The organism is Bradyrhizobium sp. CCBAU 11434, assembly GCF_028128895.1.
Lineage (GTDB): Bacteria > Pseudomonadota > Alphaproteobacteria > Rhizobiales > Xanthobacteraceae > Bradyrhizobium > Bradyrhizobium zhengyangense.
Genome location: NZ_LBJX01000063.1, coordinates 1 through 24,780 on the forward strand (window position 1 = coordinate 1; position 24,780 = coordinate 24,780).

At 58.1% G+C, this 24,780-nt stretch carries 20 protein-coding genes and 9 pseudogenes; 9 read left to right on the forward strand and 20 right to left on the reverse strand.

The window, feature by feature from the left end:
* Positions 1-267: pseudogene (locus tag XI06_RS13735) on the forward strand (hypothetical protein); the annotation flags it as partial.
* Positions 268-655: 388 nt separating this feature from the next.
* On the opposite strand, the gene XI06_RS43745 reads toward XI06_RS13735, so the two are convergent.
* Positions 656-1,276 (reverse strand): DUF2889 domain-containing protein, encoded by a 621-nt coding sequence (locus XI06_RS43745; RefSeq protein WP_442869438.1) that lies wholly within the window; start codon positions 1,274-1,276, stop codon positions 656-658.
* A gap of 109 nt (positions 1,277-1,385) precedes the next feature.
* Here XI06_RS43745 and XI06_RS13740 point away from each other — a divergent pair, with 109 nt between their 5' ends.
* Entirely contained in the window at positions 1,386-2,138 is a 753-nt protein-coding gene (locus XI06_RS13740) for an enoyl-CoA hydratase/isomerase family protein (protein WP_271605566.1), read from the forward strand.
* A gap of 51 nt (positions 2,139-2,189) precedes the next feature.
* Here XI06_RS13740 and XI06_RS43750 read toward each other — a convergent pair whose 3' ends face one another.
* Positions 2,190-2,594 carry a helix-turn-helix domain-containing protein gene (locus XI06_RS43750; RefSeq protein WP_442869439.1) on the reverse strand — a complete coding sequence of 135 codons (405 nt, stop codon included), beginning with the start codon at positions 2,592-2,594 and terminating at the stop codon, positions 2,190-2,192.
* Between the two features lie 381 nt (positions 2,595-2,975).
* Between XI06_RS43750 and XI06_RS43755 the strand changes: the two are divergent.
* Positions 2,976-3,161: pseudogene (locus XI06_RS43755) on the forward strand (IS66 family transposase); the annotation flags it as partial.
* A gap of 72 nt (positions 3,162-3,233) precedes the next feature.
* On the opposite strand, the pseudogene XI06_RS43760 reads toward XI06_RS43755, so the two are convergent.
* Positions 3,234-3,500, reverse strand: a pseudogene (locus XI06_RS43760) (transposase); the annotation flags it as partial.
* Between the two features lie 60 nt (positions 3,501-3,560).
* Between XI06_RS43760 and tnpA (XI06_RS13750) the strand changes: the two are divergent.
* The 3 genes from tnpA (XI06_RS13750) (at position 3,561) to tnpC (ending at position 6,008) form a co-directional block, all read left to right on the forward strand.
* A complete protein-coding gene (gene tnpA, locus XI06_RS13750; RefSeq protein ID WP_080134401.1) occupies positions 3,561-3,965 on the forward strand; it encodes an IS66-like element accessory protein TnpA in 405 nt (134 codons plus the stop codon).
* Positions 3,962-4,309: an IS66 family insertion sequence element accessory protein TnpB gene (gene tnpB, locus XI06_RS13755; RefSeq protein ID WP_080134400.1), complete on the forward strand. Its 348-nt coding sequence runs from the start codon at positions 3,962-3,964 to the stop codon at positions 4,307-4,309. Before tnpA (XI06_RS13750) ends, tnpB (XI06_RS13755) begins: the two co-directional genes overlap by 4 nt.
* Positions 4,310-4,379: 70 nt before the next feature.
* Entirely contained in the window at positions 4,380-6,008 is a 1,629-nt protein-coding gene (tnpC, locus tag XI06_RS13760; protein WP_194482923.1) for an IS66 family transposase, read from the forward strand.
* A gap of 147 nt (positions 6,009-6,155) precedes the next feature.
* Here tnpC and XI06_RS13765 read toward each other — a convergent pair whose 3' ends face one another.
* Positions 6,156-6,482: a hypothetical protein gene (locus XI06_RS13765; protein WP_271605568.1), complete on the reverse strand. Its 327-nt coding sequence runs from the start codon at positions 6,480-6,482 to the stop codon at positions 6,156-6,158.
* A 204-nt stretch (positions 6,483-6,686) separates the two neighbouring features.
* Between XI06_RS13765 and XI06_RS13770 the strand changes: the two are divergent.
* Positions 6,687-6,923: pseudogene (locus XI06_RS13770) on the forward strand (transposase domain-containing protein); the annotation flags it as partial.
* An 82-nt stretch (positions 6,924-7,005) separates the two neighbouring features.
* On the opposite strand, the gene XI06_RS13775 reads toward XI06_RS13770, so the two are convergent.
* The 5 genes and pseudogenes from XI06_RS13775 to XI06_RS13790 all read right to left on the reverse strand — a co-directional run.
* Positions 7,006-8,292, reverse strand: a complete 1,287-nt coding sequence (locus tag XI06_RS13775; RefSeq protein WP_271605569.1) for an aminotransferase class I/II-fold pyridoxal phosphate-dependent enzyme — start codon at positions 8,290-8,292, stop codon at positions 7,006-7,008.
* Between the two features lie 2,357 nt (positions 8,293-10,649).
* Positions 10,650-11,135, reverse strand: coding sequence for a hypothetical protein (locus XI06_RS13780; RefSeq protein WP_271605570.1), 486 nt, complete (start codon positions 11,133-11,135; stop codon positions 10,650-10,652).
* Positions 11,136-11,736: 601 nt separating this feature from the next.
* The gene (locus tag XI06_RS13785; protein WP_271605571.1) at positions 11,737-12,927 is read right to left on the reverse strand and encodes an aminotransferase class I/II-fold pyridoxal phosphate-dependent enzyme; all 1,191 of its coding nucleotides are present in this window, start codon (positions 12,925-12,927) and stop codon (positions 11,737-11,739) included.
* A 1,456-nt stretch (positions 12,928-14,383) separates the two neighbouring features.
* Positions 14,384-14,542 carry an IS66 family transposase gene (locus tag XI06_RS43765; protein ID WP_442869440.1) on the reverse strand — a complete coding sequence of 53 codons (159 nt, stop codon included), beginning with the start codon at positions 14,540-14,542 and terminating at the stop codon, positions 14,384-14,386.
* Positions 14,511-14,915 (reverse strand): annotated as a pseudogene (locus XI06_RS13790) (IS66 family transposase); the annotation flags it as partial. The gene XI06_RS43765 and the pseudogene XI06_RS13790, both read right to left, overlap by 32 nt.
* A gap of 61 nt (positions 14,916-14,976) precedes the next feature.
* On the opposite strand from XI06_RS13790, the gene XI06_RS13795 reads away from it, so the two are divergent.
* Positions 14,977-15,177, forward strand: a complete 201-nt coding sequence (locus XI06_RS13795; RefSeq protein WP_271605573.1) for a hypothetical protein — start codon at positions 14,977-14,979, stop codon at positions 15,175-15,177.
* 115 nt (positions 15,178-15,292) lie between these two features.
* Here the strand turns inward: XI06_RS13795 and XI06_RS43470 are convergent.
* The 5 genes and pseudogenes from XI06_RS43470 to tnpB (XI06_RS43775) form a co-directional block, all read right to left on the reverse strand.
* Positions 15,293-15,513 (reverse strand): annotated as a pseudogene (locus tag XI06_RS43470) (group II intron reverse transcriptase/maturase); the annotation flags it as partial.
* Between the two features lie 47 nt (positions 15,514-15,560).
* A complete protein-coding gene (locus XI06_RS13800) occupies positions 15,561-15,839 on the reverse strand; it encodes a hypothetical protein (RefSeq protein WP_271605574.1) in 279 nt (92 codons plus the stop codon).
* A 200-nt stretch (positions 15,840-16,039) separates the two neighbouring features.
* A pseudogene (locus XI06_RS13805) lies at positions 16,040-16,834 on the reverse strand (IS66 family transposase); the annotation flags it as partial.
* Positions 16,835-16,876: 42 nt separating this feature from the next.
* Positions 16,877-17,050 carry an IS66 family insertion sequence element accessory protein TnpB gene (tnpB, locus tag XI06_RS43770; RefSeq protein ID WP_442869441.1) on the reverse strand — a complete coding sequence of 58 codons (174 nt, stop codon included), beginning with the start codon at positions 17,048-17,050 and terminating at the stop codon, positions 16,877-16,879.
* Positions 17,043-17,279: pseudogene (tnpB, locus tag XI06_RS43775) on the reverse strand (IS66 family insertion sequence element accessory protein TnpB); the annotation flags it as partial. The gene tnpB (XI06_RS43770) and the pseudogene tnpB (XI06_RS43775), both read right to left, overlap by 8 nt.
* A gap of 406 nt (positions 17,280-17,685) precedes the next feature.
* Between tnpB (XI06_RS43775) and XI06_RS13815 the strand changes: the two are divergent.
* On the forward strand, positions 17,686-18,162 hold the full coding sequence (locus tag XI06_RS13815) for an IS66 family transposase (RefSeq protein WP_442869442.1): 477 nt from the start codon (positions 17,686-17,688) through the stop codon (positions 18,160-18,162).
* Between the two features lie 268 nt (positions 18,163-18,430).
* Here the strand turns inward: XI06_RS13815 and XI06_RS13820 are convergent, their stop codons facing one another.
* From XI06_RS13820 to tnpA (XI06_RS43780), 6 genes and pseudogenes are all read right to left on the reverse strand, one after another.
* Positions 18,431-19,753, reverse strand: coding sequence for an NAD(P)/FAD-dependent oxidoreductase (locus XI06_RS13820; RefSeq protein ID WP_271605575.1), 1,323 nt, complete (start codon positions 19,751-19,753; stop codon positions 18,431-18,433).
* 930 nt (positions 19,754-20,683) lie between these two features.
* Positions 20,684-21,841, reverse strand: a complete 1,158-nt coding sequence (locus XI06_RS13825) for a M24 family metallopeptidase (RefSeq protein ID WP_271605576.1) — start codon at positions 21,839-21,841, stop codon at positions 20,684-20,686.
* Positions 21,842-23,014: 1,173 nt separating this feature from the next.
* Complete coding sequence (locus tag XI06_RS13830; protein ID WP_271605577.1) at positions 23,015-23,215, reverse strand: hypothetical protein; 201 nt, start codon at positions 23,213-23,215, stop codon at positions 23,015-23,017.
* A 276-nt stretch (positions 23,216-23,491) separates the two neighbouring features.
* On the reverse strand, positions 23,492-24,034 hold the full coding sequence (locus XI06_RS13835; protein WP_271605578.1) for a GMC family oxidoreductase N-terminal domain-containing protein: 543 nt from the start codon (positions 24,032-24,034) through the stop codon (positions 23,492-23,494).
* Positions 24,035-24,044: 10 nt separating this feature from the next.
* Positions 24,045-24,173, reverse strand: coding sequence for a hypothetical protein (locus XI06_RS13840; protein ID WP_333909330.1), 129 nt, complete (start codon positions 24,171-24,173; stop codon positions 24,045-24,047).
* A gap of 74 nt (positions 24,174-24,247) precedes the next feature.
* Positions 24,248-24,619: pseudogene (gene tnpA, locus XI06_RS43780) on the reverse strand (IS66-like element accessory protein TnpA); the annotation flags it as partial.
* Between the last annotated feature and the right edge of the window lie 161 nt (positions 24,620-24,780).

Consider the following 24,780-nt stretch of genomic DNA (forward strand, 5'->3'; position numbering starts at 1 on the left):
CGATGGTCGCACCATACGCCACGATGTAGAACACCGCAGCGGGAACGTTGGCACCGAGACATCTCATACCGGTTACCAATCCGCTCGAACGGGTCAACGGCTAGATCAAGCGGCATCTTCCCCAATGAGGATGCCATCACCCGTCTGCTCGGCGCGATCCTGCTCGAGCAGAACGATAAGTGGGCGGTCCAGCGCGCCCGCTACATGACGCTAGAAACGCGCTTGAGCGATGATCCCGCCGTCAGCTTCCCAGCAATCGCCAGCTGACCGATCCGGCCAATGCCTGCAGTGCGTCCCGCCGTCTGGTACACCACTCAGGGGCCATCTCGCGTCGCAAGCCCCATGCCACCCGGTCCCATTTTGTGCTTACAAATTCGATGCTTCGATGTGGAAGATCGTCCCATGACCGGTCGCTCGATCGAGATCTTCGAGCGCGCGAGGCTCGCAACAATCTGAGGAGCCCAATTGCTGTTCGCGCCATGGCCGATCCCGTTTGGTCCTCGTTGGTGGCTAGCTACATCCCTCGAATAGGACGAGGACTCGTGGGCGCGCGATCTCGGCGCGGTGCGAGTGGGGCGTAAAGAATGCTGGGTACCTCAAGGAGGGGCCGGGCCTGGAGTCATGCACAACGAATGGCACTCAGCGACTTCGCTCCCTACTCAGTAAGCAAGCCAGGCCACAGTCGCCTTACAACAGCGCCGTCTCGCTGGTACGCGTAGCAACTATCAATCAATCCAGGACGAGGTCGCCTGTCGAAGGTTCCCTCGGTGTACAGAAACGGCAAGATAGTCTGGAGCATTACGGAACGTATAAGACTTAGAAGATCGGCGAGGTGAACGCAGCCGGCAGCTCCCCCGACCTGATCTTTTGCTCTTTTTCTCCAACCGGGTCCTATCGTGAGACCGACGAGCCCAGCGAATGCGCTCTCTGCTTCAGAGCACGTCGGGTAGGGATTTTTATCGCTTGCAACTTCAAGAGCAACGATCTTGAACCCCGTGTCGACTGTTACTCGCAGCAGCATGTCATGCACGGGATCACCCGGGACCACCTCTCCACGCCACGGATTTGTGTATGTGTTGGCTTTCACGTCGGTCAGGTGAGCTTCAATATCCCAGCATTGATCGCGGCGACGATAACCAAATACTTCTATTGTCCGGCGATGCAAGAGTTCTCGTTCAACGGGGGCGGAAAGCGGCATAGATTCTTTTTCCACATCTGGCGACGGTGCACTCTCGGCGATTTGCGGCGGCGTCGCGGTTGCAAGCAGTGCTCTCATTATATATGCATTTCAGTGTTGTACAATTCTCTTTTTATGTGTACACTCAATCTGCAGTGCGCATTTCGACCAACGGAGCCAACCTCAGACGCAACCGATTGGAGACCCCATGGCCATTCTGGATACGGAAGATCGAGGCGCGGTTCTGGTGGCGCGGTTCAATCATGCCAACGCCCACAATCCGATGAGCGTGGAACTTGAGAATGCTATTCGTACGGTCTGCCGAGAGACAGAGGAAAATCCTGCCGTACGTGCCTTATTGTTAACAGGAGGAACCGATCGATCCTTCTGTGCAGGCGGCGATCTGAATGAAGTAGCCCAACTCTCCGGGCGTGCCGCAGTAGAAGCGTGTATTGATAGGTTGATCGATTTTTATTCTACAATACTGAAAGTGACGAAGCCTACGATTGCGGCCATCGGGGGATACGCAATAGGCATTGGCTTCCAGCTCGCGCTATCCTGCGATTGGCGCGTTGGATCGCCGGAGACCAAGCTACTGATGTGGGAATTGAAGCACGGAATCGCCTGTGTAATCGGCAGCTATTTGCTCGAGAGTTTCGTAGGACGTGCAGCCATGTCTGACATCGTTTACGGATGCGAAGCCGTCCCGATTTCGTGGGCACTCAATCACAAGCTGCTTCACGAGGTGGTTGACTCCGAGCACCTCGTGGAAAAAGCCCTCACGCGAGCGCAGATTCTTAGTGAGTTTCCGGACGCCACGTTCCGCAGAACCAAGGAGTCGGTTAATCGAGGCCTACTTGCGGGCTTGCAGGAGATCGCCTCGGAAGCAAAGGAAGCACATGTTGCGGGCGTTGCGAGCAGAGCCGCACAACAGCACTACAAAAACGTACTGGAGCACTAGCCATGGCGAGTCGCGATGCCGATTGGTGCAGCTCCTGTGGAGCGTTGCCCGCTATCGCTCACCTTTGGACTTCGATAGCCTGGCTACCAACGAAACAATGTCGGCTCGAGCATCTTCGTCCTTGATCTTCAGGAAAGTCGTGACAAGGTCGAGAACCTGTTTCGCCAAACGTCCTTTTTGCGCGCCAACTATGGCGGAAACGTCTGAGAGTGGTGACGTTCGTTGCTGCGGTTTGCGTTCATCGATCTCGAAGAAATATGAGATCGGCGTGTTCAGTGCTCCGGCAATTTCGTAAAGTCGACTAGCTGGCACTCTGCTCGTGCCATTCTCGTGCTTTTGCAATTGCTGAAAAACTATGTCGAGTCGACTCGCGAGTTCTTTCTGACTAAGGCCGACTCGCTTCCGCTGCGCTCGGATTCGTTCACCAATTTTTGCATCAAGATCATTGCATGTCACGGACGGACCGGCCTTTGGCTGTATAAATAAACCTAAGCTCTAGCATGTCAAAGTATTTGGTTCAACCGAACCTCTCGATCCATTCTGTCATGTATCCTGCATAGGTTTGAGATCGAAGCTTGCTCGTTTTTTGGGCACGACTGCGCTAAGCAACTCTGATTAATGGATCGATCCTGTCGAGCGATGTGTCTCGGATGTGTAATTGGCCAGTACAGATGAGGGCGACAGGGGCCAGAGGCCGGACGTTCGTTGAAGGCGAGCTTAGGTTCTACCTACTGGCGTTCCTCGCCTGTCTTCCGGACGTCGCGAAAGTTTGACTATTTATTCCGGAGCATCAGGTCTGTTGCAAATCGGAAGGACAGGCGATCATCAAGGCGGTGTTGCTGGGCGCACGGCAAGCGCAAGTTCTTTGATCTCGCGCGGCTCAGCAACGCGCCGATCGCGGCCGAGGCGGTCAAGCGCATCGATGCTGTTGCCAACGGACGCGAGAGCAACCGTCTTGCGCGCAGGAGCGCCTGCGCGTGCGCCAGGTCTGATCGTCGAACTTGCAGGAGTGGTTGCGCGAGCAGCGCCAAGCTCTCCAGGAACAACGACGCGACCAAGCCGATCAATTACTGCCTCACCCGCGCCACGATTGCCCGGTTTCGAGATACGACCATACCTTGCCGGATGCTCTCCCGATTGCCGAACCCGAGGTGTCAAACCGAAGTAGCTGCTAGGCTTATCCGGCGACTGGAAGCGTGCGATGTCGCCGATCGAGGCCAGTGCAGTCGAGGCGACGATCGGACTCACGCCAGGAATCGTCATCAGCTTGTGAGTGTCCAGAGCCTGTTGCGCCACGGCTTTATCGATCTCCAACAGTTGCTTGGTCACGCGTTCGAGTTCCGTGATCAGACGCTGAAGCATCGTCTCCCTCCGGTGAGGGCCGCCTTGTCGGGTTAATACCAGTGCTGTGTAACAGCCCTTATGGACAGCAATAAGTTCAGTGCTCAGATTGAACGGTTCGAGGTTGTCGAGACTGGCCGTCGCCGTCGCTGGACCGATGATGAGAAACTCAAGATCGTTCTGGAGAGTTTGCAGGCCCCGCGCGCGGTCTCGTCGACAGCACGACGATACGGCATCTCGCGCTCGCTCCTGTTGACTTGGCGACGATCGTTTGGGACGCGGACGAGCAATACTGAACAACCTCAGCCAGCGTTTGTGCCAGCGATGGTGATGCCGGACCAACCGCCGGCGCCGCCAGTAACTTTAGCGGGGCCAGCGAGCGGACGCATGGAGATTGTCGTCGGCAAGGCCTGTCGGGTGATCGTGGACGCCGGCGTTGATATGACCGCGTTGTCTCGCGTATTGGATCTGCTGGAGCGGCGATGATCCCGATCGCGGCAGGGGCGAGGATCTGGATCGCAACCGGTCACACTGACATGCGCAAAGGCATGCAGGGTCTGGCATTGCTGGTGCAGGAGGGGCTGGGGCGGGATCCTTTTGCCGGCGACGTCTTTGTGTTCCGTGGTCGTGCTGGCACCCTGATCAAAGCCCTTTGGCACGACGGGATCGGGCTGTCGCTCTACGCCAAGCGACTGGACCGTGGCCGCTTCATCTGGCCGGCGACGGTGGATGGCGTGGTATCGCTGACCGCAGCTCAGATGGGCTATTTGCTGGAGGCGATCGACTGGCGCAATCCCCAACACAGCTGGCGGCCGCAGAGCGCAGGATAGGTTGCGCAATAGTCCCGTGAGATTGCAAAAAGCGCACGCCAAATCGTCGCTTTTGTGATTCCATCGGTGCATGGGTGACGGTCCCCAGAAGCTGCCGGAAGACATTGAGGCGCTGCAAGCGGCGTTGCTGGCGACGCGCGCCGAACTCGCCAGCGTTCGCGCCCAGCAGTCCGACGACCATGCTCTGATCGCTCACCTGAAGCTGCAGATCGAAAAGCTGAACCGTGATCGTTATGGCCCTCGCTCGGAGCGTACCGCAAGGCTGCTGGATCAGCTCGAACTGACGCTGGAGGAGCTCGAGGCCTCAGCGACTGAGGACGAACTCGCTGCCGAAATGGCCGCGGCCAAGACGACGAAGGTGGCCTCGTTCACGCGCAAGAGGCCGTCGCGCCAGCCGTTCCCGGACCATCTGCCTCGCGAGCGGGTGCTCGTGCCGGGACCTGTGGCGTGCGCCTGCTGCGGCGGAGCGAGGTTGTCCAAGCTCGGGGAGGACATCACCGAGACGCTGGAGGTGATCCCGAAGTCCTGGAAGGTGATCCAGCACGTCCGGGAGAAGTTCAGCTGCCGTGATTGCGAGAAGATCAGCCAGTCCCCGGCGCCGTTCCACGTCATCGACCGTGGTTGGGCCGGCCCCAGCTTACTGGCGATGGTGCTGTTCGAGAAGTTCGGCCAGCACCAGCCGCTGAACCGTCAGGCCGAACGCTATGGCAAGGAAGGCGTGCCGATCAGCCTGTCGACCCTCGCCGACCAGGTTGGTGGCTGCACTGTTGCGCTGACGCCCTTGTTCCGGCGCCTCGAGGCCCATGTGCTGAGTGCCGAGCGATTGCACGGGGATGACACGACGGTGCCGGTCCTGGCCAAAGGCAAGACCGACACCGGCCGCATCTGGGTCTATGTACGCGACGACAAGCCTTTTGGCGGGCAGGCCCCGCCGGGAGCAGTGTTTTATTACTCGCGCGATCGCGCGGGCGAGCATCCCCAGGCCCATCTGGCCGGCTACAACGGCATCTTCCAGGCCGATGCCTATGGCGGCTATGGCAAGCTTTACGACCCGAGCCGCAACGTAGGTCCGATCCTGGAAGCGGCGTGTTGGGTCCATGCCCGACGACCGTTCTTCGTGATGGCTGATCTGGCGGAGAATGCGCGCCGCAAGGTACAAGGCAAAAAGCCAGCGGTGATCTCGCCTCTGGCACTGGAAGCAGTCCGTCGGATCGACGCCTTGTTCGAGATCGAGCGAGGCATCAACGGCGAGACGCCCGAACGGCGCCGGGCCGTCCGCCAGGAGCTGAGCGCGCCGCTGATGGCCGATCTGAAAGTCTGGATGCGTGAACAACGCGCCAAGCTCTCCCGGCGCAACGACGTTGCCAAGGCGATGGACTACATGCTCAAGCGCTGGGATGCGTTTACCCGCTTCCTCGACGATGGCCGCATCTGCCTGTCGAACAACGCCGCCGAGCGAGCCCTGCGCGGCATCGCCCTGGGGCGGAAGTCTTGGCTGTTCTGTGGCTCCGACCGCGGCGGCGACCGTGCCGCGATGATGTACAGCCTGATCGTCACAGCCAAAATGAACGACGTGGATCCACAAGCTTGGCTCGCCGACGTCCTGGCACGCATCGCTGCACATCCCGTACAACGGCTCGACGAACTTTTGCCCTGGAATTGGCGCGACCGAAATAAGCAAGTCAACCAAGCAGCCTGAGTGACCGCTACGCGGTCCTCACCGGATGCTTACGAAGCATCTCATATTCCCTCGGAGGAAGAAGCAGACTGGTCAGCCAACGCTGCCCCGACTTGCCGAAGAGATGGCCTTTGTAGGGCGGTATGAGATTGGCATGTAGGATTGCCTTCATGGGCCCTTCATTCGGACGATCTGCGCCAAAACGCCAGCGCGCTCCGCCATCCGGCGCCGGCGGCCGTAGGTGTCGTCGTCGGCAACCCAGACCTCAGGCAAAAAGCCGGCAGCAACTTTGCCAGGGTACAAGCTGCCCCGGGCATAGGCGATTGCTCGAACAAGTCTCGGATTGGCGACCGCCACGCGCTTAACATGCGGGCGCAGAAGACGTTCGACCGCCGCGCTGTTGCCCGTCACCTCGATGACCACTTCATCATCCTGGCTGAGCGTTTTGGCGAAAGGCGATAAGCCGATCGTAGGAGTCAGTGGCTTGCACGACATCTACGGACCCGCGCTCACACCGCAGCCCGGCAAGTCGTAGGGGGTTCAAGTAACAACGCGAGCTCGCAGCCCATGGACAAGACGGGCTGCCACCGTTTCGTGCTCCAGACGTCCCTATCCCAGCTTCGACAGACTAACCCCGAAAGATCAGTCTCACCACCGAACTTGAAGACCGAACTTGAGGCGCCGGCAAAATCATGCCCGAACAATGCTGCCGAGCGTGAGCCCCGGGCGGTCGCCGTGGGAATAATAACTTAGACCTTCGCCGGCTCCGATGAGAGCGGCCGGCGTGCGGCTGCGAGCTACAGCCTCATCGCCACCGCCAAGCTCAATGACATCGACCCACAGGCTTGGCTTGCCGACGTGCCTACCGATTACCCCGCCCCAATTCAACGCCGGTGTACAGAGCCCAACCATCGGCCCGCCCAAGGTTTGGATTGATCGTTCAGGAAGTGACGTCTGCGATTGTCCGGGAAAGTCGCAAGGCGCTGCAGAATCCGACCACCACGTCGTCCTTGTCCCTTCAGGAGCGCATCGACTCCTGCTGTGCTCGACTCGTCGTGCTAGCCATCTTCTCCAAGATGCAGTCACAGAGCCGCTGGATATCCTTAACCTCATGATCGGCCGTGATACACATCCGAATTCCCGCCTTCCCCTGCGCAACCGTCGGGAAGAACGTCACTGAGGTATAGAAACCGGCGTCAAGAAGTTCTCTCGCTATCGCTATCGCCCTGGTCTCGGAGCCAACAGGCACCATTCTGATTGGAAGCGAATTCCCTCGCTCCGCCGTTCTGATACGATTATCAAATAGCTCAATCCGCTCTGCCAATCGCCTCTGGCGTTCACCGAGTTCCGGGGAGCGATGAATCTTGCACGAGCCGAGTGCGGCGCCCACAGCTGCCAGGTTAGGAGCGACCGAAAACGCATATGGAATCGAGTAGCTCCGAAACAACGATTCTTGGTCAGCCGTTCCGAGCATCAACATACCTCCCGATGCGCCGAACCCCTTGGCCATCGACGCTGCTATGATTGTACGATCACCTAATCCTTGCGGAAACTGTGAGCGGGCAAATCCTTCACCTTGGCGTCCGAACAGAGATATACCATGCGCATCGTCTATATATAGAAAGAGCCCATAGCGTTCCTGTAGCTGGCGGAGCTCCGCGATCGGCGAATTTCCTCCCATAGAGTAGACACCATCGCAAACATAAGCCACCACCGGCTCTCGGCGACAGAAGAGCTCGAGTGCGTTTAGGTCGTTGTGGGCGATTGTCTCTACCCGCGTCTCATCAGCTATGACCGGCTTGTGATAGGCGAGCGAAATGTGTGCAGTGCGATCGAATACGACTACCGGCTTCCGTCCGCCCGTCAATAGTCCCGAAGCAAGGAGTGGCATCGCACCCAAATTGGCGAGCATGACGCTGGAAAAGGCGAGTACGCGCGCGCTTAGCATCTCCGACAGATTAGTTTCGAGTTCAGCCAGAAAATCAAAGTTGAGCCTTGTTCGTGCACAGGACCAATGCAATGAGCGATGAGCCTCGATTGCATCCATCGCGCCAGCGACGATAGTGGGATGATTGTCGAGCCCCAGGTAGGAGCAACGCACGAAATCCATCACCTCAGGTCGACCGCAAAGAGGGCCGGCCCCCAAAGCGAAGGCGCGCCCGGTAGTAGAACGTCCTTGGATGCCCATGAGACCAGCGGCGTGGCAAGCATCGAAGTGCGGTTTGCTCTTGCTGATTACGTAGGCGGTGTTTCGGAAACGCCCCGTCGGATGACCGCCGTCAGATCGGGAATCCTCCTGTTGCATGCTAAACTCCGTCTGGATTGCCAACAGTACGCGTTTGATCTCAGATCAGCCTGCAAACTGCATCACTTCGTGCATCGGTTCAATTCGTGGACGCAAGCGTTACAGCAACTCGATTCGTTTCTGATTGCAGGAGTAAATCACTGGCGATGTCGCCTGGATACCTACCAAACAAGATGGGCGATACGCGCAAGGGACAGGTAGAGCACGCCGTCGCGTGTTGCTCTATGCGGAACAATTCCTGATTTCGGCTATGAGGCCGCATGATTTGGGTGAGCTGAGCCACCACTCTTTTGAAACTCGTCGGCTTGTCCCAGATAAGATCACCATCTCAGAAACGTCCACGACCGGCCGCTACACTTATGCTCCGTGAGCATCGGACTCGCAACATAGTGCCGCTTAGAGCTCGAATACTAGAGGGTGCCTCCATCCTGGCTTACGCGTGTGAGTGGAACAAGAGCAGCGGCAATGCCTGGTCGCATCGTTGCCCCCAAGGGGCAGCCGCACCGCCTAGATACATAGGTCGGGCCATACTGTACAATCAGTCGACTCGCACTCAGGTTCCTGGCGCCGATAGCAATGATGATGGCGACCACCCTCGCAGCATCACGGGGAGGACACGGAACCACGTGCAAATAATCGGCCAAAGATGAGCGTGGTATGTGCGCACCAAATACGCCACTCTGATCGGCAACCTTCTCCAATTCAACAACATGGTTGCATCAGGAACGTCAACCCGAGAGACGTGCGCCCGGGATGAAATGTAAATTGCTGTGTCTTCGAGCCCTGCATATAACTCTTACGGGTGGTGCTCGGCTGATCTTTCGGACAAAGGCTCAGGCTTCCGAAGCTTGGACATCGAAGGAGCCAAATTCCGCCAAGGGGAGACCGCCCGCGAGCCGGAGAACCAGAGCTCGTCGCAAACGAGGTGGTGAACGACAGCAACGATGGCGGTCTGCTTCATTCGATGGACGAAGGGACAAAAGGCTCGCGGTAGGGACGCTGGGTTTCCCGGCGCCCTCGCTCAGATACCGTACGTGCGGATACGGCATACGGCTCCTGCCTTGGGTCATGACGTGTACCGCGGATTGGGATGGGGATGACAAGCGCGGACTCTCGGGATGTATCGCCTAACGTGACGCTGGGATCGATTCCAGGTCCTGCGGGAGCGCTGGCTGCATCGGCGAAGCGAGCGCAGCCATGCCCGGCAGACCTCGGCGCGGAGCGTGGAATCGCGTCGTAGTTCAGGGACCCCTGCACCACGCGACGGAGCCAAGCGGCGATCTCAGCGATTGGCGCATGCCGACATTTCGTCAGGTCGCGTCGTATCGCCCTCAGTGTGCCCGCATGCGGAAGGCGATTATCACGCGCCGATAAAGCAGCCACGCTGTCATTCCCTTTCGCCGTTTTGCTTCGCCACTTGTGGTCCAGAGAAGACGTAGTGCAGATAAATATTGGGGCGGGGGAGGATGTTTGTTACGGCCCTTGGCTGCCCGCCTTTTCTCCGGACGTTCCGCCAGCAAAGGTGTGGATCGATTTTGTTCAGGTCGTTCATAGGTGCTAGGTCGAGCAGGCGGTGCTGGTGATCGCCGAGCGCTGGCCGATCGGTGGCTTGCGCTACCGCGTTGAAATCGGAGTGCCCGGGCGAAATTATCGGAATCCGCAGGCCTAACCAGGGGCCGTCACCGCGCGCGTACTAACCGTCATCAGGTTTGCTCATTTACTTGCGAATTGATGAGCAAATCATCTCACGCTCAAATACAATGCTGGAAGACGACCTCCACCGGAAGCCTAGGCGAAGCCGCTGTCGGCGACGGCGCGAAGTACATCGTGAGCGTGCGGTCAGAGAGGGAGCGGCGACGGATCCACGGCGGCACCTGCCATGTTATGGTAGCCCGCGTTGAAAACGCGAGCCGCAGAGCGGAGCCATGCTAGCACCGACCGTTTGATGCGCTTCACGGGACCAAGCCATCACGGCGGACATGCCGGGCGGACCGCCGATGGTTGCCACAGCGCGCCGAATCTGCTTGACCGCAATTTTTTCGCGCTACTTCGATCCAGATCTGCTAGCCGATATCACCCATCGACGCCGACAAGCCTACCTCAATCTGGCCGCCATCAAGAATCTATAAAGCCAGGATCTTAGGCTGGGCGATGGGGAACAGTCCCGCACTGGCCTGCGGCCGATCGTCATGTGGATGGCGATCTTTGCGAGCGGCCAGGCGCCAGACTGGCCCAGTATTCCGATGGTGGCCTTCAATATGCCCGGCGGATACCGCAAGCTGATGCAAAACGCGCCATTACCCCGCGGTCGAGTACATCGCCATATCGATACCTAATAACCGTCTGGATTTTATAGATCAGAAGCCCCGCAGCGTGAAGCTGACAAGACTTAGAATGTCAAACACTGGTCTGCCCGTACGTCGCCGAATTGCCGGGGAAAATGGCGGAAGGTTATGGCACTCGCAGACAAATGCCTTGATATCGGGAAAGCGTTCGAGAAGCTCCTCCGCGTCATGCGCGACACAATCTTCCACTCTCTCTGTATCTAACTCGCCTTTGCCTCTGAGGTAAGGGTCCGCGAACTCATCGTGACCTTGTAACCCGCGAACAGCTATAGGCACTTCATCGGAGATACCTGCAAGCTGCAGATACGTCTTTGTTAGTGCCTCATCGTTTGCGGTGATTATGCCTACGCGGCCCCCTACCAAGCGATATACGAGCGGAATTTGGAGCAGTGATGACGCGATAAAGGGTATCCGCAACTGCTTGGCTATCGCATCTTGCAAAGGGATGAGAAATCCGCACGTAGTCGTGACAACATTGGCGCCCTGCTTTTGCAGCATCAGCGCTCCTTCCAAATATGTTGTTAGCAGAGCCTGGTTTGGCTTCGGGAGTACGACGTCATCAGCAGTTAGACCGGCAGCAACATGCAAAAGAGTTCGGCAAGAATAGGAATCTGCTCTACCCGCATCCCCTGGCGGACGACGCAATGACCGGTCCGGTAGTACGATTACGCCGACTGTGATCATAGTTCATCTCGCATTAGGCAAACCGACCCGTAGAGCCAGGGATTTCGCGACTAAATAGTTCCAGCTAAGCTTCAGGAAAGGTCACACCAAGCTTGGCGAAAAATTGCTTGGTCGTACCTTTTTCTCTGATCATGTCCCTTCGCCTGTACCATTTCGATTTCCGAGCACATTGCCCGCGAGATCTGGACGATTTACCGCCTATTCGCGACCTCCTAAGCTGCTGCTTCATCTTGAAATCACTCCTAATGTTTCGTCAGGCAAATGACGTTTCAGCTACCTTTGCGTTATGCACGGCGGGCGCAAAACCGCGCGCCGATTGAAGTGGACCGCAAACAATTCGAACAGCGCTGCAGGCAATGGCAAGACCTCGTGTGTCGCATCTGTTGCCGCTAGCGTTGGCCTCGGCCGAGGCAAGTCATTTCCATGCGTTTAGAGTTTCGGTCACTCTGCGCAAAGCCTTGTCAAGGAGCGCGAGATCGATGCCATAGAATAGTCTCATGCCGACGGCGTCCCCGAACGCCGTGCCCGAGACAGTTGCGACGCCAGCATCTAACAGTAGCGAATTTGCGACTTCGTCTGCGCTGAACTCGTGGCCATCAATACTGGCGCGTCGCTGAAATGCACTAAGATCGAGATAGAAGCAGAATCCACCTTCGGCTAATGGCGGAGGTACTAGTTGTAGCTTTGAAAGAAGAGAGAGCCCGAGAGTCCGGCCGCTGGTAATGTGGCGCTTTAATTTCGACTGGAAACCAGAATCGCCGGACTGTAGGTGATTAAGTAGTGCATGTTGCGCGATTACATTCGGATTAGAGGTTGTATGGCTTTGTAGTGATCTAACCGCATCGATGACCATCTTCGGACCAGCGAGATAGCCGATTCGCCAGCCCGGCAGCGCCAAGGACTTTGAAAACGAATTTACGATCAAAGTGCGATCGCGTACTTGAGGCAGTACCGAGACAATTGGATAGTGGATGTGTGGGGCATGAACAAAAGGCCCATAGCATTCATCGAAGATAATCCAAAGCTTTCTGTCGATAGCGATTGTGGCTATCCCGAGAAGAGTGTCATGTCCGTAGACGGCGCCTGTCGGATTGTTTGGTGTGTTGATCACAATAGCTTTAGACTTCGGTGTGATGGCGGCCTCGATATCGGAAAGCAAGGGGACGTACTTGTTATGTCGAGTCTCGATAAAGAGTGGTCTGGCGCCAGACAGGACGACCTGCGCAGGGAACGTCGTCCAGTAGGGAGAGGGAATTAGGACTTCATCCCCAGGATTTAGAAGGGCCATAGACGCATTGAACAGAGCTTGTTTTGCACCACTTGTAACCGCGATTTCGTCTGCAGACCAAGGTAGCGCGGTCTCGGAGGAGATCTTACGTGCAAGTGCATCGCGCAGCTCGACTAGCCCGATTGTATCGGTATAGCGGTTAGCGTCGCGATTAATAGCGGCAATTGCGCCATCGCGGACCGATGGAGCAAGGCCACACCAGATCTCTCCGGAGGTCAAGTCGATTATATCCTCCCCCCGAGCGGCGGCTGCTTTGGCGGCCGCGGTTGCCGCCGCGGTACCAGACAGCTTGAATAAGGCGGTCCTTTGCGCCAGCATGAGAACTCCCCGTTCAAGAGAAATATAGCTTATGGCTGCCGGCCCCGACGGGCATCAAGCAGGCACTCGCATTTGTCGTCCGCTCACATGCGAAAGAATCGAAGTTGACGGTCTCCATCTATTTCCGGCTGGGTAGACGAGTTGGCCTGCGTCGCCCGATTGCGATCGATGGCGCCGCAATGAAAAACGTCCGTCCGGGGGCGGCGTTTCAGCCTGCTCAGCGGATGCCTTAACCTGGATTTCGGCCATCTTTTCGTACGTGGTTTCCATCCAGCGTCGGGGCCATTCAAGAAGCGCGATTGCCCCTAGCGGACACAAGCAATTCGGTTTCGAGTACCAGATGAGGCGCTCCACCGGAGATTTGGTAGAACGTGTCGGCACCAGAAAGCTTCTCCGAGTGCCAAATGCTGTCCGTCGAAGTTCAAAAGAAGCGAGGGCTGGACAGATCTGTGCCAACAGATATTCGGAGCGCCTGAGTGAGCCCATCGAAAGCAAGCCTTTGCAGTAATGTTGTTGTAACCCAAACTCCAAGTGACAATCAGTCAGGCTGACGATCACGAGCCAGCCTTGTCATGCATTTCCGTCCAGATCAATTGTCAAGGGTGGTAGTTGACGCCGACGCAAAGTGTGCATCCGAAAAGCAAGCATATACCCTCAACAGAAGTGCTGTCATTGTGGTCAGCGGCCGAGCAGAATCGTTCCGATCCTTCGGCGGTGGGAGTAAATGTCGGGATCAGATTGAAGGCGGCTACCAATGATGAGACCTGGCTCAAAAGCACCATGGCGCAGCTTCTGGATTAGGCTCGTGTGGCTGACGCGTCAAAAGCCGACGCGCCGCATGGTTGCTGGCAGATCATGACCTTCAGAGGTGGCATCCATCACCTCATTCCCTTGGGAAGATCTCACGCCGACTGTGCAGCGCGGCGACATCGCCATAGCTACGATGATCCGCAAAAGGCGGCTTTGACACGCGGCTGCGCCATTACGGACTGGGCGCGCATTGGCCTGGCTCGGCTGTGGTCTAGACGGGTGATCATTGATGAGAACAGCTCGGTAGCCTTCGTCAGTGCTTCCGCAACGTCGACCGGGCGCCGTTTGTGGAGCGCACAGGAGGCGCCCGTTATCGGTATGCCGAGAAGTTTGCGTAACGGGGCGCGACTGGATCGGCAGATAGCGATCCGGAGCAGTCCACCGAGCATGTTTATTAAGAACGCACGCGCGAATTGAGGGCGATAATTTGGTGGGCCATATTGCGACCTTTTGGTCGTATGATGCGGATCAACTTCCTTTCAAGTCCCGCACCAGCTGCGGGAGGTTGATCAGTAAGGCTGGTTACCAAAGAGGTGCGTCGTGGCTCGCCCATTATGTTGTAAACTCGACAACTGCTGCTGGAGGGCCTAGAGCTTAGCATCGGTCGGAACGTATTGCCCTTAATTGAACTCTTGTTTCCAAACCGTCACAGGCTTGAGATCGGACTGCGGTTCGACATGCAAAGTCGTCCATCATCTAGGAATCGGGTAAATGCGTCCCAGCGGGTGAAGCAGTAATTGATCGTCCTGGTCGCGTCGTTGTTCCTGGAGAGCTTGGCGCGCTGCGCGCGCAACCACCCCTGCAAGTTCGGCGATCAGAGGGTGGCTGCGCTCCCGGCGCACGCGCAGGCGCTCCTGCCGGCGCAAGACGGTTGATCTCGCGTCCGATGGCGACAGAACATCGATGCGCTTGACCGCCTCGGCCGCGATCGGCGCCTTGCTGAGCTGCGCGAGATCAAAGAACTTGCGCCTGCCGTGCACCCAGCAACACCGCCTCGATGATCGCCTGTCCTTGCGATTGGCCTCGTAGAGCCTGCCAAAACGGGCGTAGGCATCGGCCTGTATCGCTCCAATAGCCCGGCAAATGCGCCTCCGAATGCGCACTGCCACGATCGGGCGAGTGGAAGAACACCGCCGGCGGCGGATCTGGGCCGGCAAACGGACGGTCGTCGCGCACATAATGAGATGGACGGTCCCTGCCCTAATAAGCTGCGAAAGAGCCCCCAGAGGAGGACGAGCTATGGCTATGACCACGATCGGGCTTGATATCTCGAAGAGCTGGTTTCAAATCCACTGGATTACAGCGGATGGAGAGATTATCCGCATGAAACTCGCTCGGGGGAAGGTTCTCGATTTCTTTTCACGGCTTCCTAGTTGTCTCGTTGGTCTTGAGGCTTGCGGCGGCGCCCATCATTGGGCTCTTGAACTAATAAAGCTGTGACACAAAGCACGTCTTTATGCCAGCCCGCTACGTACGAGCTTACGTGAAGACAAATAAGCACGATGCTGCTGATGCGGAGGCTTGCTGGGGAGCCGTCCAACGGCCAGGCATGCGAGACGGCGCGAACTGGCGGCGGGAAGTAAGCGCCTGAGCTCATTCGATTCCAAATCTTGTAGAGATTGCTCTTCAAGTCGGGCTTGAGCTGCTCAATCGACACTCCGTCGACACCGGCTGCGCCACCACTGGATCGCACTGCAGATATGCTTCGTACACCTCTCTCTTGTCGATGTTGAACGGTCTGCTGGGCTGGTCCACCGTCGTCCTCCCTGTTGTCAATTGCGACGGTGGCCGGCCCTCCTGATCCGATACCTTCTCGGGCCCCATTACGAGTCTTCGTCGCTAATACGGATCGGTCCGTCCCAGTGCTCCGCGTCGGTAATCTCGCCTCGCCGTCTTCTCCGCTTGTGCTTCTCCCTTTCCATCGGAGCGACTGGTTCCTGCAGTTCCGCGGCAGCGCCTGCATCCGATTCACGCCCCTCAACGCCGGCAGCCGCCCGCCCGGTCATCAGACTTCCGGCGGGCTCATCCCAGAGGGACGACACACCTCTGGTTTTGACGACGATTTCCACGTTAAGACCGTCCATCGGCGGGTTCAATTTCATTCGTTTCTCGGATGCCTATCCGCTCGGGTTTTCCCGACCATTGGCTTCAACGCTCACGACCGCGCCTCTTGAGCGAAGCCGCTTGAACTGATTTGGGACCTACTCCTGAAAGTCCTTCCCGAGGGGCCTACCCTCATCGCTGCCACAGCTTGTGCGCCCAGATTTCAGATCATCTCGATCATCCTTTCTGTGTGCTTCTGCAGCACACTGTCGTCACCGTGAAGGCTGTCGGCGGAGAGCACATAGGCTTCGATCAGTTCAAAGATCGGCCTGACCGCAAAGTCTCCGGCGCCCACCTGGTCCGACAGCGTCGAGACGGACAGGTCGATCCCACTCACATTTGAAGCGCTGGCTCTGTCGATTCAGCGGCTGACCAAATTTGTCGTATAGGATCGTCGCCAGAAGCTGGGGTCCGATAGAGCCCCGAGGTGTGGCGTGGAACGGCGCTGGCGGCTGCGTGATCGCCTCGAAATCCCAACAACTGAACTTCTCCCGGACCGTTTCGATCACCTTGAACTAGCGTGGGATCTCCTCCAGCGTCGAGGTCACGCTTTCGCCGAACTTCGACAGCCGGGCCGATCCGCAGCAGCGACACAGCGTCGGCCCGGCGGCACCATGCGCTCCCGCGCGATATCATCGGGAAAGGGCTGGCGCACCGACCGCCTGCGCTGAAACGAACGCACCGTCTGCGTCTTCCCGGCCGCCTCTCGGCAGCGAGCTCATCCTCGGTCGCGCCCGCCTCGAGTTCCTCAAGCTCAAGCTCCAGCTGATCGAGCAGCCGCGCCCACTGCTCGGAGCGCGCGATATATCGTGCGTCGTAGCTTCTCGATCTCGAGCCTGAGATGGGCAATCAGCGCTTCGGTGCTCGATTGCTTCGCCTGGGCATTAACCGCTTCAGCATGCCTGGCTTCCGCCGCAAGCCTGGCGGTGCGCTCGGCCAGGATCATTGCATGCGCGGCGGCAAGATCAGGCGGCAGGTCGGCGGTGGAATCCATAGCTAGAAATCACATTCGCGGCCAAACTCAAATAACAAAGTCTCAGCCCACACTGGTCGGAGGCCGGTCCTCTTGGGGATCGCGCCAGTCTATGCCGGACAGCAGATAGCTCATCCGCGCCTGCGAGATCGACATCACGCCGTCGGCCAGCGATGGCCAGACAAAACGACCTCTCTCGAGTTTCTTGGTAAAGCAGGCATGCTCCCTGGCCGTCATGCCAGATCACTTTCAATAGATCGCCTCTGCGTCCGCGGAAGCAGAACAAATGACCACTCAGCGGATCGCGGCGCAGCAACTCTTGCACCTGCAGTGACAATGAGGCGAAGCCTTCACGCGTGTCAGTGTGGCCCGTCGCCAGCCACACCCGAACTCCAGTAGGAACCGGAATCACCCGGATCCAAAGCCTCGATGGTCCGGCGAAGCACCTCAACGTCGAGGCCCGCATCAATAATGACCCGCCGCCAGCCGGTTAGCTCGATCTCGATCCGACGCTCCGTCGAATGTGCAGTCGCGCTCTCCGAGGGCCACCGGCGCCGCGGGCACCCCCTCGGCCACAACCGCCCTGACAAAGCCAGCCTCGGATTTGGTCCGCGTCGCCGCGAAGGCTCTCCGCCAAGTCACCAACAGAGAGCGCGACAAGCCGTATCGCCGGGCTGTCGGCGCAACCAGGCGCGGCTCGGATAGGCTCTCCAAAACAATTCGAGCCAGACCAACGCCGCCGCCGGCCTGTATCAACGACTTCCAGTCGATTCAACGTACTGATCGTATGGCTGTCCATACGTACTGTTGTCAACCATCAGGCCAGCCCGCCGCAAGGCGTCTCCCCTCGGAGGCTTACCGAGATCGAGAAGCTGCGTCGCCAGTTTTACGGCAGCCGCTCGGAGCGCAAGGCACGGCTCTTGGAGCAGATGGAGCTTGAGCTCAAAGAGCTGGGAGCAATCGCACCCCAAGACGAGTTGGTGGCCTCGGCCATTCGGCGGAGGGGGCCCCCGGGGTGGCCCTATCACGCCTCGCGCGACCGGCGGCAGGAGTATCCCACACGGCATCTTCAAAGCTTCTCCTGTATCCTCCAGGCCGATGCCTATAACGGCTACCACGAGCTAAGACGCCGCACGCACAGGGACCGGTCACGACTGCAGTCTGTTGGGCCCACGCTAGGCGCGCCAGTTCTTCGAGCTGGCAGACGTCGTCGCCAATGTGAGGCGCAACAAGATGCCGTGGCGATCTCGCCGATTGCCCTCGAGGCCTTCAAGCGCATCGATGCACTGCTCGATATTGAGCGCGGCATCAACGGCCAAAGCGCCGAACAGCGGCTACGTTTGCGCTAAAAGCAAAGCGCACCCCTGCTGGCGGTGCTGGAAGCTGGCTGCGCGAGCAGCGTGCTCGGTATCGAACTCCTCATTGGTAGCCAAGTTGAACAAATTCCGATGGACAAAAGCGGGATCAAAAGGATCAAAAGCGGTGCGGGAGGCTGCTGAAGGCTTCCAATTGACATTGTTCATTCGGTGTAGAGTGCGCGTCGGATAAAAGGGTGGCACTGGAATTGAAGGAGGTGCAATATTCCATGGAGGTCGTCCTCGAAAGGACTATCCGGACTCAGGCCGTTTTCGACGGCTCGTTAATCCGTATCCTCATTGTTTTGCCATGGCAAAGCGTCCGTGTATTCAAATTTTCGGAACTTGCCCTTGATTTCAACTTGAAGCGCAGCGAACTCAGATATTTCAAATAGCTCGACGAATGGCCCATGACCAAGTCGGCAACCACACGTGCTGTGACGGCACCCAATGTGAGTCCTAGATGCCCGTGACCGCAGGAGACGAAAATGGAACGATGCCCCGGAACCTGCTCCACGATGGGCAAGGAGTCTGGTGTAGACGGGCGCTCTCCACTCCACACTTGGGAGCCCGGCCGTGGCCTTAGCATGGGCATTCGCTTGTGCAAACTATCCAGCGCCGACAAGAGCAATTCCGGACGCGCTTGGAAACCCGGCAAGCCAAAGTGACTGATACCAGCAATCCGGGCGCCTTGTCGGGTAGGTGTAAGAATCAAGCCCCGACCCGGTAGCGCAGTTGGCCGCCTCAGAAATCCGGGCGAGACGTCTAGATCCAGATGGTATCCTCTTTCGGAAGCAAGCGGAACGCGATGATTGCAGTCGGCCAGAAGTCGGTTAGCATGGGCGCCCGTGGCGATAATTACGGCTTTGGGCGAGTAGTTGTCGTGGGCGCCCCTGACGGTCACCACTCCATTTTCCTTAGTTTGCAGACCCAGTATCCGGTCGCATCGCAAGAGGCCGCCGCGTTGGATGAACACGGTCGCGAGACTCGCTACAAACGTCGCGGGGTCAATAACATGCGTTGAACCTTCGAAGAACGTGGCGCCGACTGCAAAATGACCGATGGCAGGCTCCATTTCGATAAGATCCGGCCCGGAGAGCATCTGAACAGCCAAGCCGAGCGACCTGCGAATCAAGTTGATGCGGGTTGCACATTCGCATTCGTCAGGAGCAAGGTGGACGGCCGAATAGCCGCACCTGTTGACGGTTGGCAGGTCTGCGCCTAGTAGGAGCTCGTATGAGTAAAGTGCTTCGCGGCACAGCTCATGCAGGAGCCGCGTGTGACGGCTGACGATGTCTCGTCGAGTTGCCTTAGCGTACTGAATGCCCCACCTCAGAAGCCCGGGGGTTGAAGGCCAATGGAGCGCGGCGGGTGAGCGCTTTTTCAAAAAGGCGGCGGGAAAATCAAGAACTCGATAGTATGCCCCAAGGGGAAAGGCACCGGGAGCGATTACACCTGCATTGCCAAAGCTGCAGCCCTGTGCGACAGAATGCTGCTCCAGCAACAGCACCCGCAGCCCCCGTTGTTGAAGTGCCAAAGCCGCCGTCACTCCAACCACGCCTGCGCCAATTACAACCGCGTCCATGTTTTTCATTTCCCCCAAAGCCCAACAACCTCAATTTCAACCATTCGACAGAATAGCTCGCACTTGGAACGTTACCAGCATTTTGCATGAGCCCACACATTCCAGCTCAAGCGTTATTCCATTTTGTTCGATCGGCCATCGCACCTATGATGGAAGCCGGGCAACCAGACACTCGCAATAAGATCTCCTGCATAGGTGGCAAGCAGCCACGCAAACCAGAATCTCTGAACGAGATGCCGAGGGTCGTTCCTGCCCTATTCAGATCGCCGGCGACTGTCGGAAGGAAATGCCGCACAATTGCTGGCCATACCGCCGAGACTCAGGTCTTTCGAACATTTAAGCCAGCACACCGCATGGAAGCCAGTTCTGACCTATGCGCATGCTGCTGCGACCTTGTACACGGCAGCCTTGTCCATTTTACAAATTGCTGAATGTTCGCGCGGCAAGGATCGGGATCTATGGTTATGGGCTAAAGAGGCTCCGCATCACGCTTGCCTCCCGTCTTTTTACTCTTTAGCAGCTTGCTTAATCATGTCGGCCCCATTTTCGGCGAAGATGATCGTTGGCGCGTAGGGATTGCCGGAAGGCACCGTTCAAGGCTTCGATCACGCGCAAGCCTCCGAGACTATGCACGCGCAGCTGATCATCGACGACCGCCATCGGATCATTGCCGTCTTGCAGGTCGCAAGGGGGTGATACATGCCTCCTCCGCGAGCGGCTCCCGTTTAGCGAAATCTGTCGGTTCACTCGCCAACTCATGAGCCTCGGCCACGTGTTGGCATACTTTTCGCCCACCCCATTTATCTAGTGTCGGATCTCGAGGCCTAAGCTCTCGGGAATTCTGCCCCGTCCGATCCCAGAAAGCTCTAGCATACCTGGCGATTTGCACGGCACCGCATGAGAGGATTACTTCGCAGGCGCGCACGCTCCTTACGTCTGTATCGGTTGGCCAATGATTGGGATTTCCCGAGGACCGAACCCCAAAGTCAGCAAACGCGGCCCCTGCTCATCTACAACGAACACGTCCTCGAGCTGATACATCGATCCCTCGACATCCGTGACCATAGGTTCGATGCTGAACACCATGCCTACTTCCAGCTTCGCCTTCTCTCCAGGCCTAATCATCGGGAACTCATGAGCTTCCACGCCCAAACCATGACCGACCCATACCATCTCGAAATCCAGCCCCAGCTTCCGAGCCTGCTCCGTACAAAAGAAGAAGGGGTCTTCGGCTGCCATTCCAGGACGCACCATGTTGATGGTCGACGTCTGAAGATCCCAAAGCTTTCGGTAGGTCATGCACTGCAGCGCCGTCGGCTCACCGGTCGAGTACGTGCGCGCGAAATCGCTACCCCATGCACTAAATTTTCCACTAACATCGAGCCGTATGATTTCGCTTTTCAGGGGCACTCTATCGCTAGCCCTCGCGTGATTGTAACACGAGTTCGGACCGCTCCCTAGAATGATATCTGCTCTATCGGCTCCATTGCCGGTGATGCACCCGGCGATCCGATTTCCTATGCATCGCTCAGAATCGTCGTGCGCACTCGCCCTGATCGCATTCAGCACGGCTTGATGTGTCCGCTTTTGAGCCATTTCAAGGACGGCGATTTCGTGCGGCAGCTTTACTGCCCGAATTGCAGCGATTTTCCGGCTGATATCAACCAACTTAACGTTGGACAGCCTCTCCACCAGACGCGAATGTAGCGCGACCGGCAGGTAGTCGAGTTCGATACCGATCGTCCCTTGGTCCTTCCTGATGTCGATTAGGAGGTCAGCGAGTGCATCAGCCGGGTCATTTACAAACTCGGTATAGGTACGGATGTCCTTTATCCAACTTTCATGAAGCATCTGCTTCCGCTCGGTGGTCGCAACTAGAGCGATGGCCTCCAACGTCTCAGGCACGACGGCAAACGCATAACGCCTCAGAGACGAGACGCTCATTATGAACGCGCCGGCGGCGTAAATGAAGTTGCCCGGGCTCGCGGCAATGATTGCATCAACACCGAGCTCACGAATTAATTCCAGCAGCGCCGATTTGTTAGGCGACAGGAAGGCTGAATTCAATTTCAGTTTAGTTTGATGCATGAACGCTGACCTCATTGCGGGAAGCCATGCAGCCGATGGCATACAATGCGTCTTCTTGAAACATGGCTCTACTCCGCCACGCAGATCTCCAAAAATCTACTTCTGCCCGAGATCTAACGTATGCAGCGGCTCGTCATCGATCGATCCTACAAAGCCCCATCTTGCTAAGCATCAGAATCAGTGAAGATGGCTCGGCGCAGCTAATCTAGGACATAGCTTACGGCAGGATGCCTGCTCCACATAACTACGCAAAAAAACGTGCAACATGTTGCCTCATATGATTCCCGATCTTTTCATTCCGTTCATATTTTGTGTGTTCGTCTTGTGTCTTCCAGAGCCGCACGGTTCTATTCCTACATCTCAGTTGGTTGCGCACCTACCTATACTTGTGGTCTCATCTCCTGTGATCGAAGCGGCCGCCAAGGTTTCTAACGCTACGGAAGCCTGGTCCTGGTCGAGTAGCTCAGCCATTTGGCTTTCGTCCTCACAGATCCAGGCGAGCGGATTTCCCGCACCCGGCTTTTCCCGACGAAACCCGGGTCATATCCGCGCCTGCGCCGAAGTGCGAGTGATGCGTTGAACGGGTTGACGGAAGCGTGCCGTTAGGGTCTCGAACTCCGACCAGCCCATGGGCCGACTCTTCTGGCTGTGCCGTCTCAGGCGGCGCATCCGCGTCCGGCGCACTTCCCGGTAGAAGCCGTTGACCGCAGGGTAGTTGTGCGACCTGCTAGCAGCCGTAGTGCCCGCGCAGAACGGCGCCGAACCACTCTTGCTGCCTGGCCAGTGGCGTGTGCATGACCCGCCAAGCGTCCTGGCGCAACGCCGTCAGCTTTGCGCGTCAAGCGCTTCCCTTCCTATTATACTCCACGATGAATCGGGCCACCTCGGGGCCGCCCGCAGTGTGGGTGAAGCCGAGGAAGGCGAAGGTCTCTGGCCGCCGCTCGTCGCGCCCCTGACGCCAGAGCGCCGCAAACGGCCGAACTCGATCAGTCGCGTCTTGCCTTCATAGAACGTCGGGCCAAAGCAGGCCAGCCGCGTCTTGAGGGCCAAGAGAATTTCCTGCGCGCCTGCCTTGCTCTCGAAACCCACGACGAAGCCGTCCGCATAGCGCACGCTCACAACGGGACCGCGCGCGTGGCGACGACGCCATCGATGAACCCAGAGATCGACGATTTAATGCAGGAAGGTGTTGGCAAGGAGCGGGCCGACGCCTGCCCCTTGCGGCGTGGCCCTGTCCGTTTTTTGCTTCTCGCCGCTCTTAAGAATGCCAGCTCGCAGCCACAGCTCGATGAGCCGCAACAGGCGAGGATCGGCGATCCTCTGCGCCACCATCCGCAGCAGGCCCTCGTAGTCGACCCACGCGAATGTCGGCATCGAGCACTCAGTTCACGCGCTGGCTCAGATCGCCGGATGCAAGGCATCAAACGCCAATGAGGATTCCCCCGGGCCGGAAGCCAAAGGAGAACCCGAGGAAGTCGGCCTCGCGGACGGTGCTCAACACCTCGGCGACCCCGCTTTGGACGATCTTGTCCTCTAGCGCCGGTACACCGAAAGGCCGCTTACCGCCGTTGGCTTTGGGGATCTAGACGGCGCCGCAGCGGCTGTGGCCGGTAGCGACCAGTGTAAACCCGTGCGCAGAGATCACGGATGTTATCCGTGAGGCCTCTTCGTACTTCGCCACCGTTGCCCCATCGCCGCGCTGGCCTCCCGCTTTTGTCGTCGAAACGTCCGAAGCAGGGCATCCTCGTCGATGTGATGCAGCAAGGCTGTGAACGGCATTTGGGTAGCCTGCTTGGCGCGCCAGCTCATGAGCGAAGTGAAATGATTGCCGCAATTTTCGCCGGCTCCTTTCAGTTCGTGACATACCTCAATGCCAAAATTCTTGAGAAGCTTCGGCTGACCGATGCCCGAATGCTCCAGCAGGCCGGGCGACTGAACGGCCCCGCAGGAGATAATTACCTCGCGACCGCACCGAGCCTCACTATTTTCGTGCTGTCTCTCGGCTATTTCGCCCGGCCGGCAAGACTTTTCCTGAATTAGCCCGCGCTCTGCGGCCGCCAGCTCAGTTGGGGTTCCGGTAGTCGATGCCCTCGAGCATGTAAGCCCTTTGTGCTGCCGAGATCGACACCGCGCCGGCCGACGCCGACGGCCAGATGAACTTGCCGCCTCCAGGCGCTTGGCATAGAGCGACACGCCCAACCCTTCATGCCAGAGAATGCTTGGTCAGATCGCCGCGGCGGCCTCGGAAGATCTCTAGAGATCGCCGGCATGGGGATCGCGCTTCAGGCTCTCCCGAAACCGTAAGAGCCAGGCTTCGCATGCCGCGGCGCATATCGGTGTGGCCGGTCGCGTTTCAGACTCTGACGCCCCTCGGAATCGGAATCCTCGTCGTCGCAAGAGCTCAACGACCTGCTGCAGCGCGTCAACATCCACGTCACGGTCAACGGGAACACGACAGCCGCCACCGAGCTCAATCGCGATGATTCCAGCTCTTGCACGCTGCGCAGGCGGTGAGGACTCCGGCTGTGGCACCCCGCTCGAGATCGGAGCCGCCACCGGCGTGATCTCGACGAGAACGAGAGCAGGCACGGTATCTCCGCCCAATCGGCCCCGGCGCGCTGGTCGACGCCACGTGAACAGAAGGTTATGAGCCACCCCGTGTCGGCGCGCGACCCCGCAGACCGTCTCGCCGGGCTGCAAGGTCTCTTCGACAAGGCGGACCTTCTCGTCGTAACTCCACCGCCGCCGACGCTCGGCGCCCAATACATTGACATGCATTCCCGACGTGACCCTAAAGCTAGACTTAAGGTCAAATCCTCACGCCGCCTCGCAAGCTACACAAGGCGCCGTTCGCCGGCTTTCGATTACCCACATCTCGTGCGTAGGATTTGCATCGGTTGAATCGCCTGTGATTCTGTTTGTGACGCCGATGCGCGGAG

What these genes read in the sequence shown, in the direction of transcription:
- XI06_RS43745 (WP_442869438.1), bottom strand. Translation starts at nt 1,276, where the DNA reads ATGAGAGCACTGCTTGCAACCGCGACGCCGCCGCAAATCGCCGAGAGT.
- XI06_RS13740 (WP_271605566.1), top strand. Translation starts at nt 1,386, where the DNA reads ATGGCCATTCTGGATACGGAAGATCGAGGCGCGGTTCTGGTGGCGCGG.
- tnpA (WP_080134401.1), top strand. Translation starts at nt 3,561, where the DNA reads ATGGACAGCAATAAGTTCAGTGCTCAGATTGAACGGTTCGAGGTTGTC.
- tnpB (WP_080134400.1), top strand. Translation starts at nt 3,962, where the DNA reads ATGATCCCGATCGCGGCAGGGGCGAGGATCTGGATCGCAACCGGTCAC.
- tnpC (WP_194482923.1), top strand. Translation starts at nt 4,380, where the DNA reads ATGGGTGACGGTCCCCAGAAGCTGCCGGAAGACATTGAGGCGCTGCAA.
- XI06_RS13765 (WP_271605568.1), bottom strand. Translation starts at nt 6,482, where the DNA reads ATGTCGTGCAAGCCACTGACTCCTACGATCGGCTTATCGCCTTTCGCC.
- XI06_RS13775 (WP_271605569.1), bottom strand. Translation starts at nt 8,292, where the DNA reads ATGCAACAGGAGGATTCCCGATCTGACGGCGGTCATCCGACGGGGCGT.
- XI06_RS13780 (WP_271605570.1), bottom strand. Translation starts at nt 11,135, where the DNA reads ATGCTGCAAAAGCAGGGCGCCAATGTTGTCACGACTACGTGCGGATTT.
- XI06_RS13785 (WP_271605571.1), bottom strand. Translation starts at nt 12,927, where the DNA reads ATGCTGGCGCAAAGGACCGCCTTATTCAAGCTGTCTGGTACCGCGGCG.
- XI06_RS13795 (WP_271605573.1), top strand. Translation starts at nt 14,977, where the DNA reads ATGGCTATGACCACGATCGGGCTTGATATCTCGAAGAGCTGGTTTCAA.
- XI06_RS13800 (WP_271605574.1), bottom strand. Translation starts at nt 15,839, where the DNA reads ATGAAATTGAACCCGCCGATGGACGGTCTTAACGTGGAAATCGTCGTC.
- tnpB (WP_442869441.1), bottom strand. Translation starts at nt 17,050, where the DNA reads ATGACGGCCAGGGAGCATGCCTGCTTTACCAAGAAACTCGAGAGAGGT.
- XI06_RS13820 (WP_271605575.1), bottom strand. Translation starts at nt 19,753, where the DNA reads ATGGACGCGGTTGTAATTGGCGCAGGCGTGGTTGGAGTGACGGCGGCT.
- XI06_RS13825 (WP_271605576.1), bottom strand. Translation starts at nt 21,841, where the DNA reads ATGCATCAAACTAAACTGAAATTGAATTCAGCCTTCCTGTCGCCTAAC.
- XI06_RS13830 (WP_271605577.1), bottom strand. Translation starts at nt 23,215, where the DNA reads ATGCCGACATTCGCGTGGGTCGACTACGAGGGCCTGCTGCGGATGGTG.
- XI06_RS13840 (WP_333909330.1), bottom strand. Translation starts at nt 24,173, where the DNA reads ATGCGCCGCGGCATGCGAAGCCTGGCTCTTACGGTTTCGGGAGAGCCT.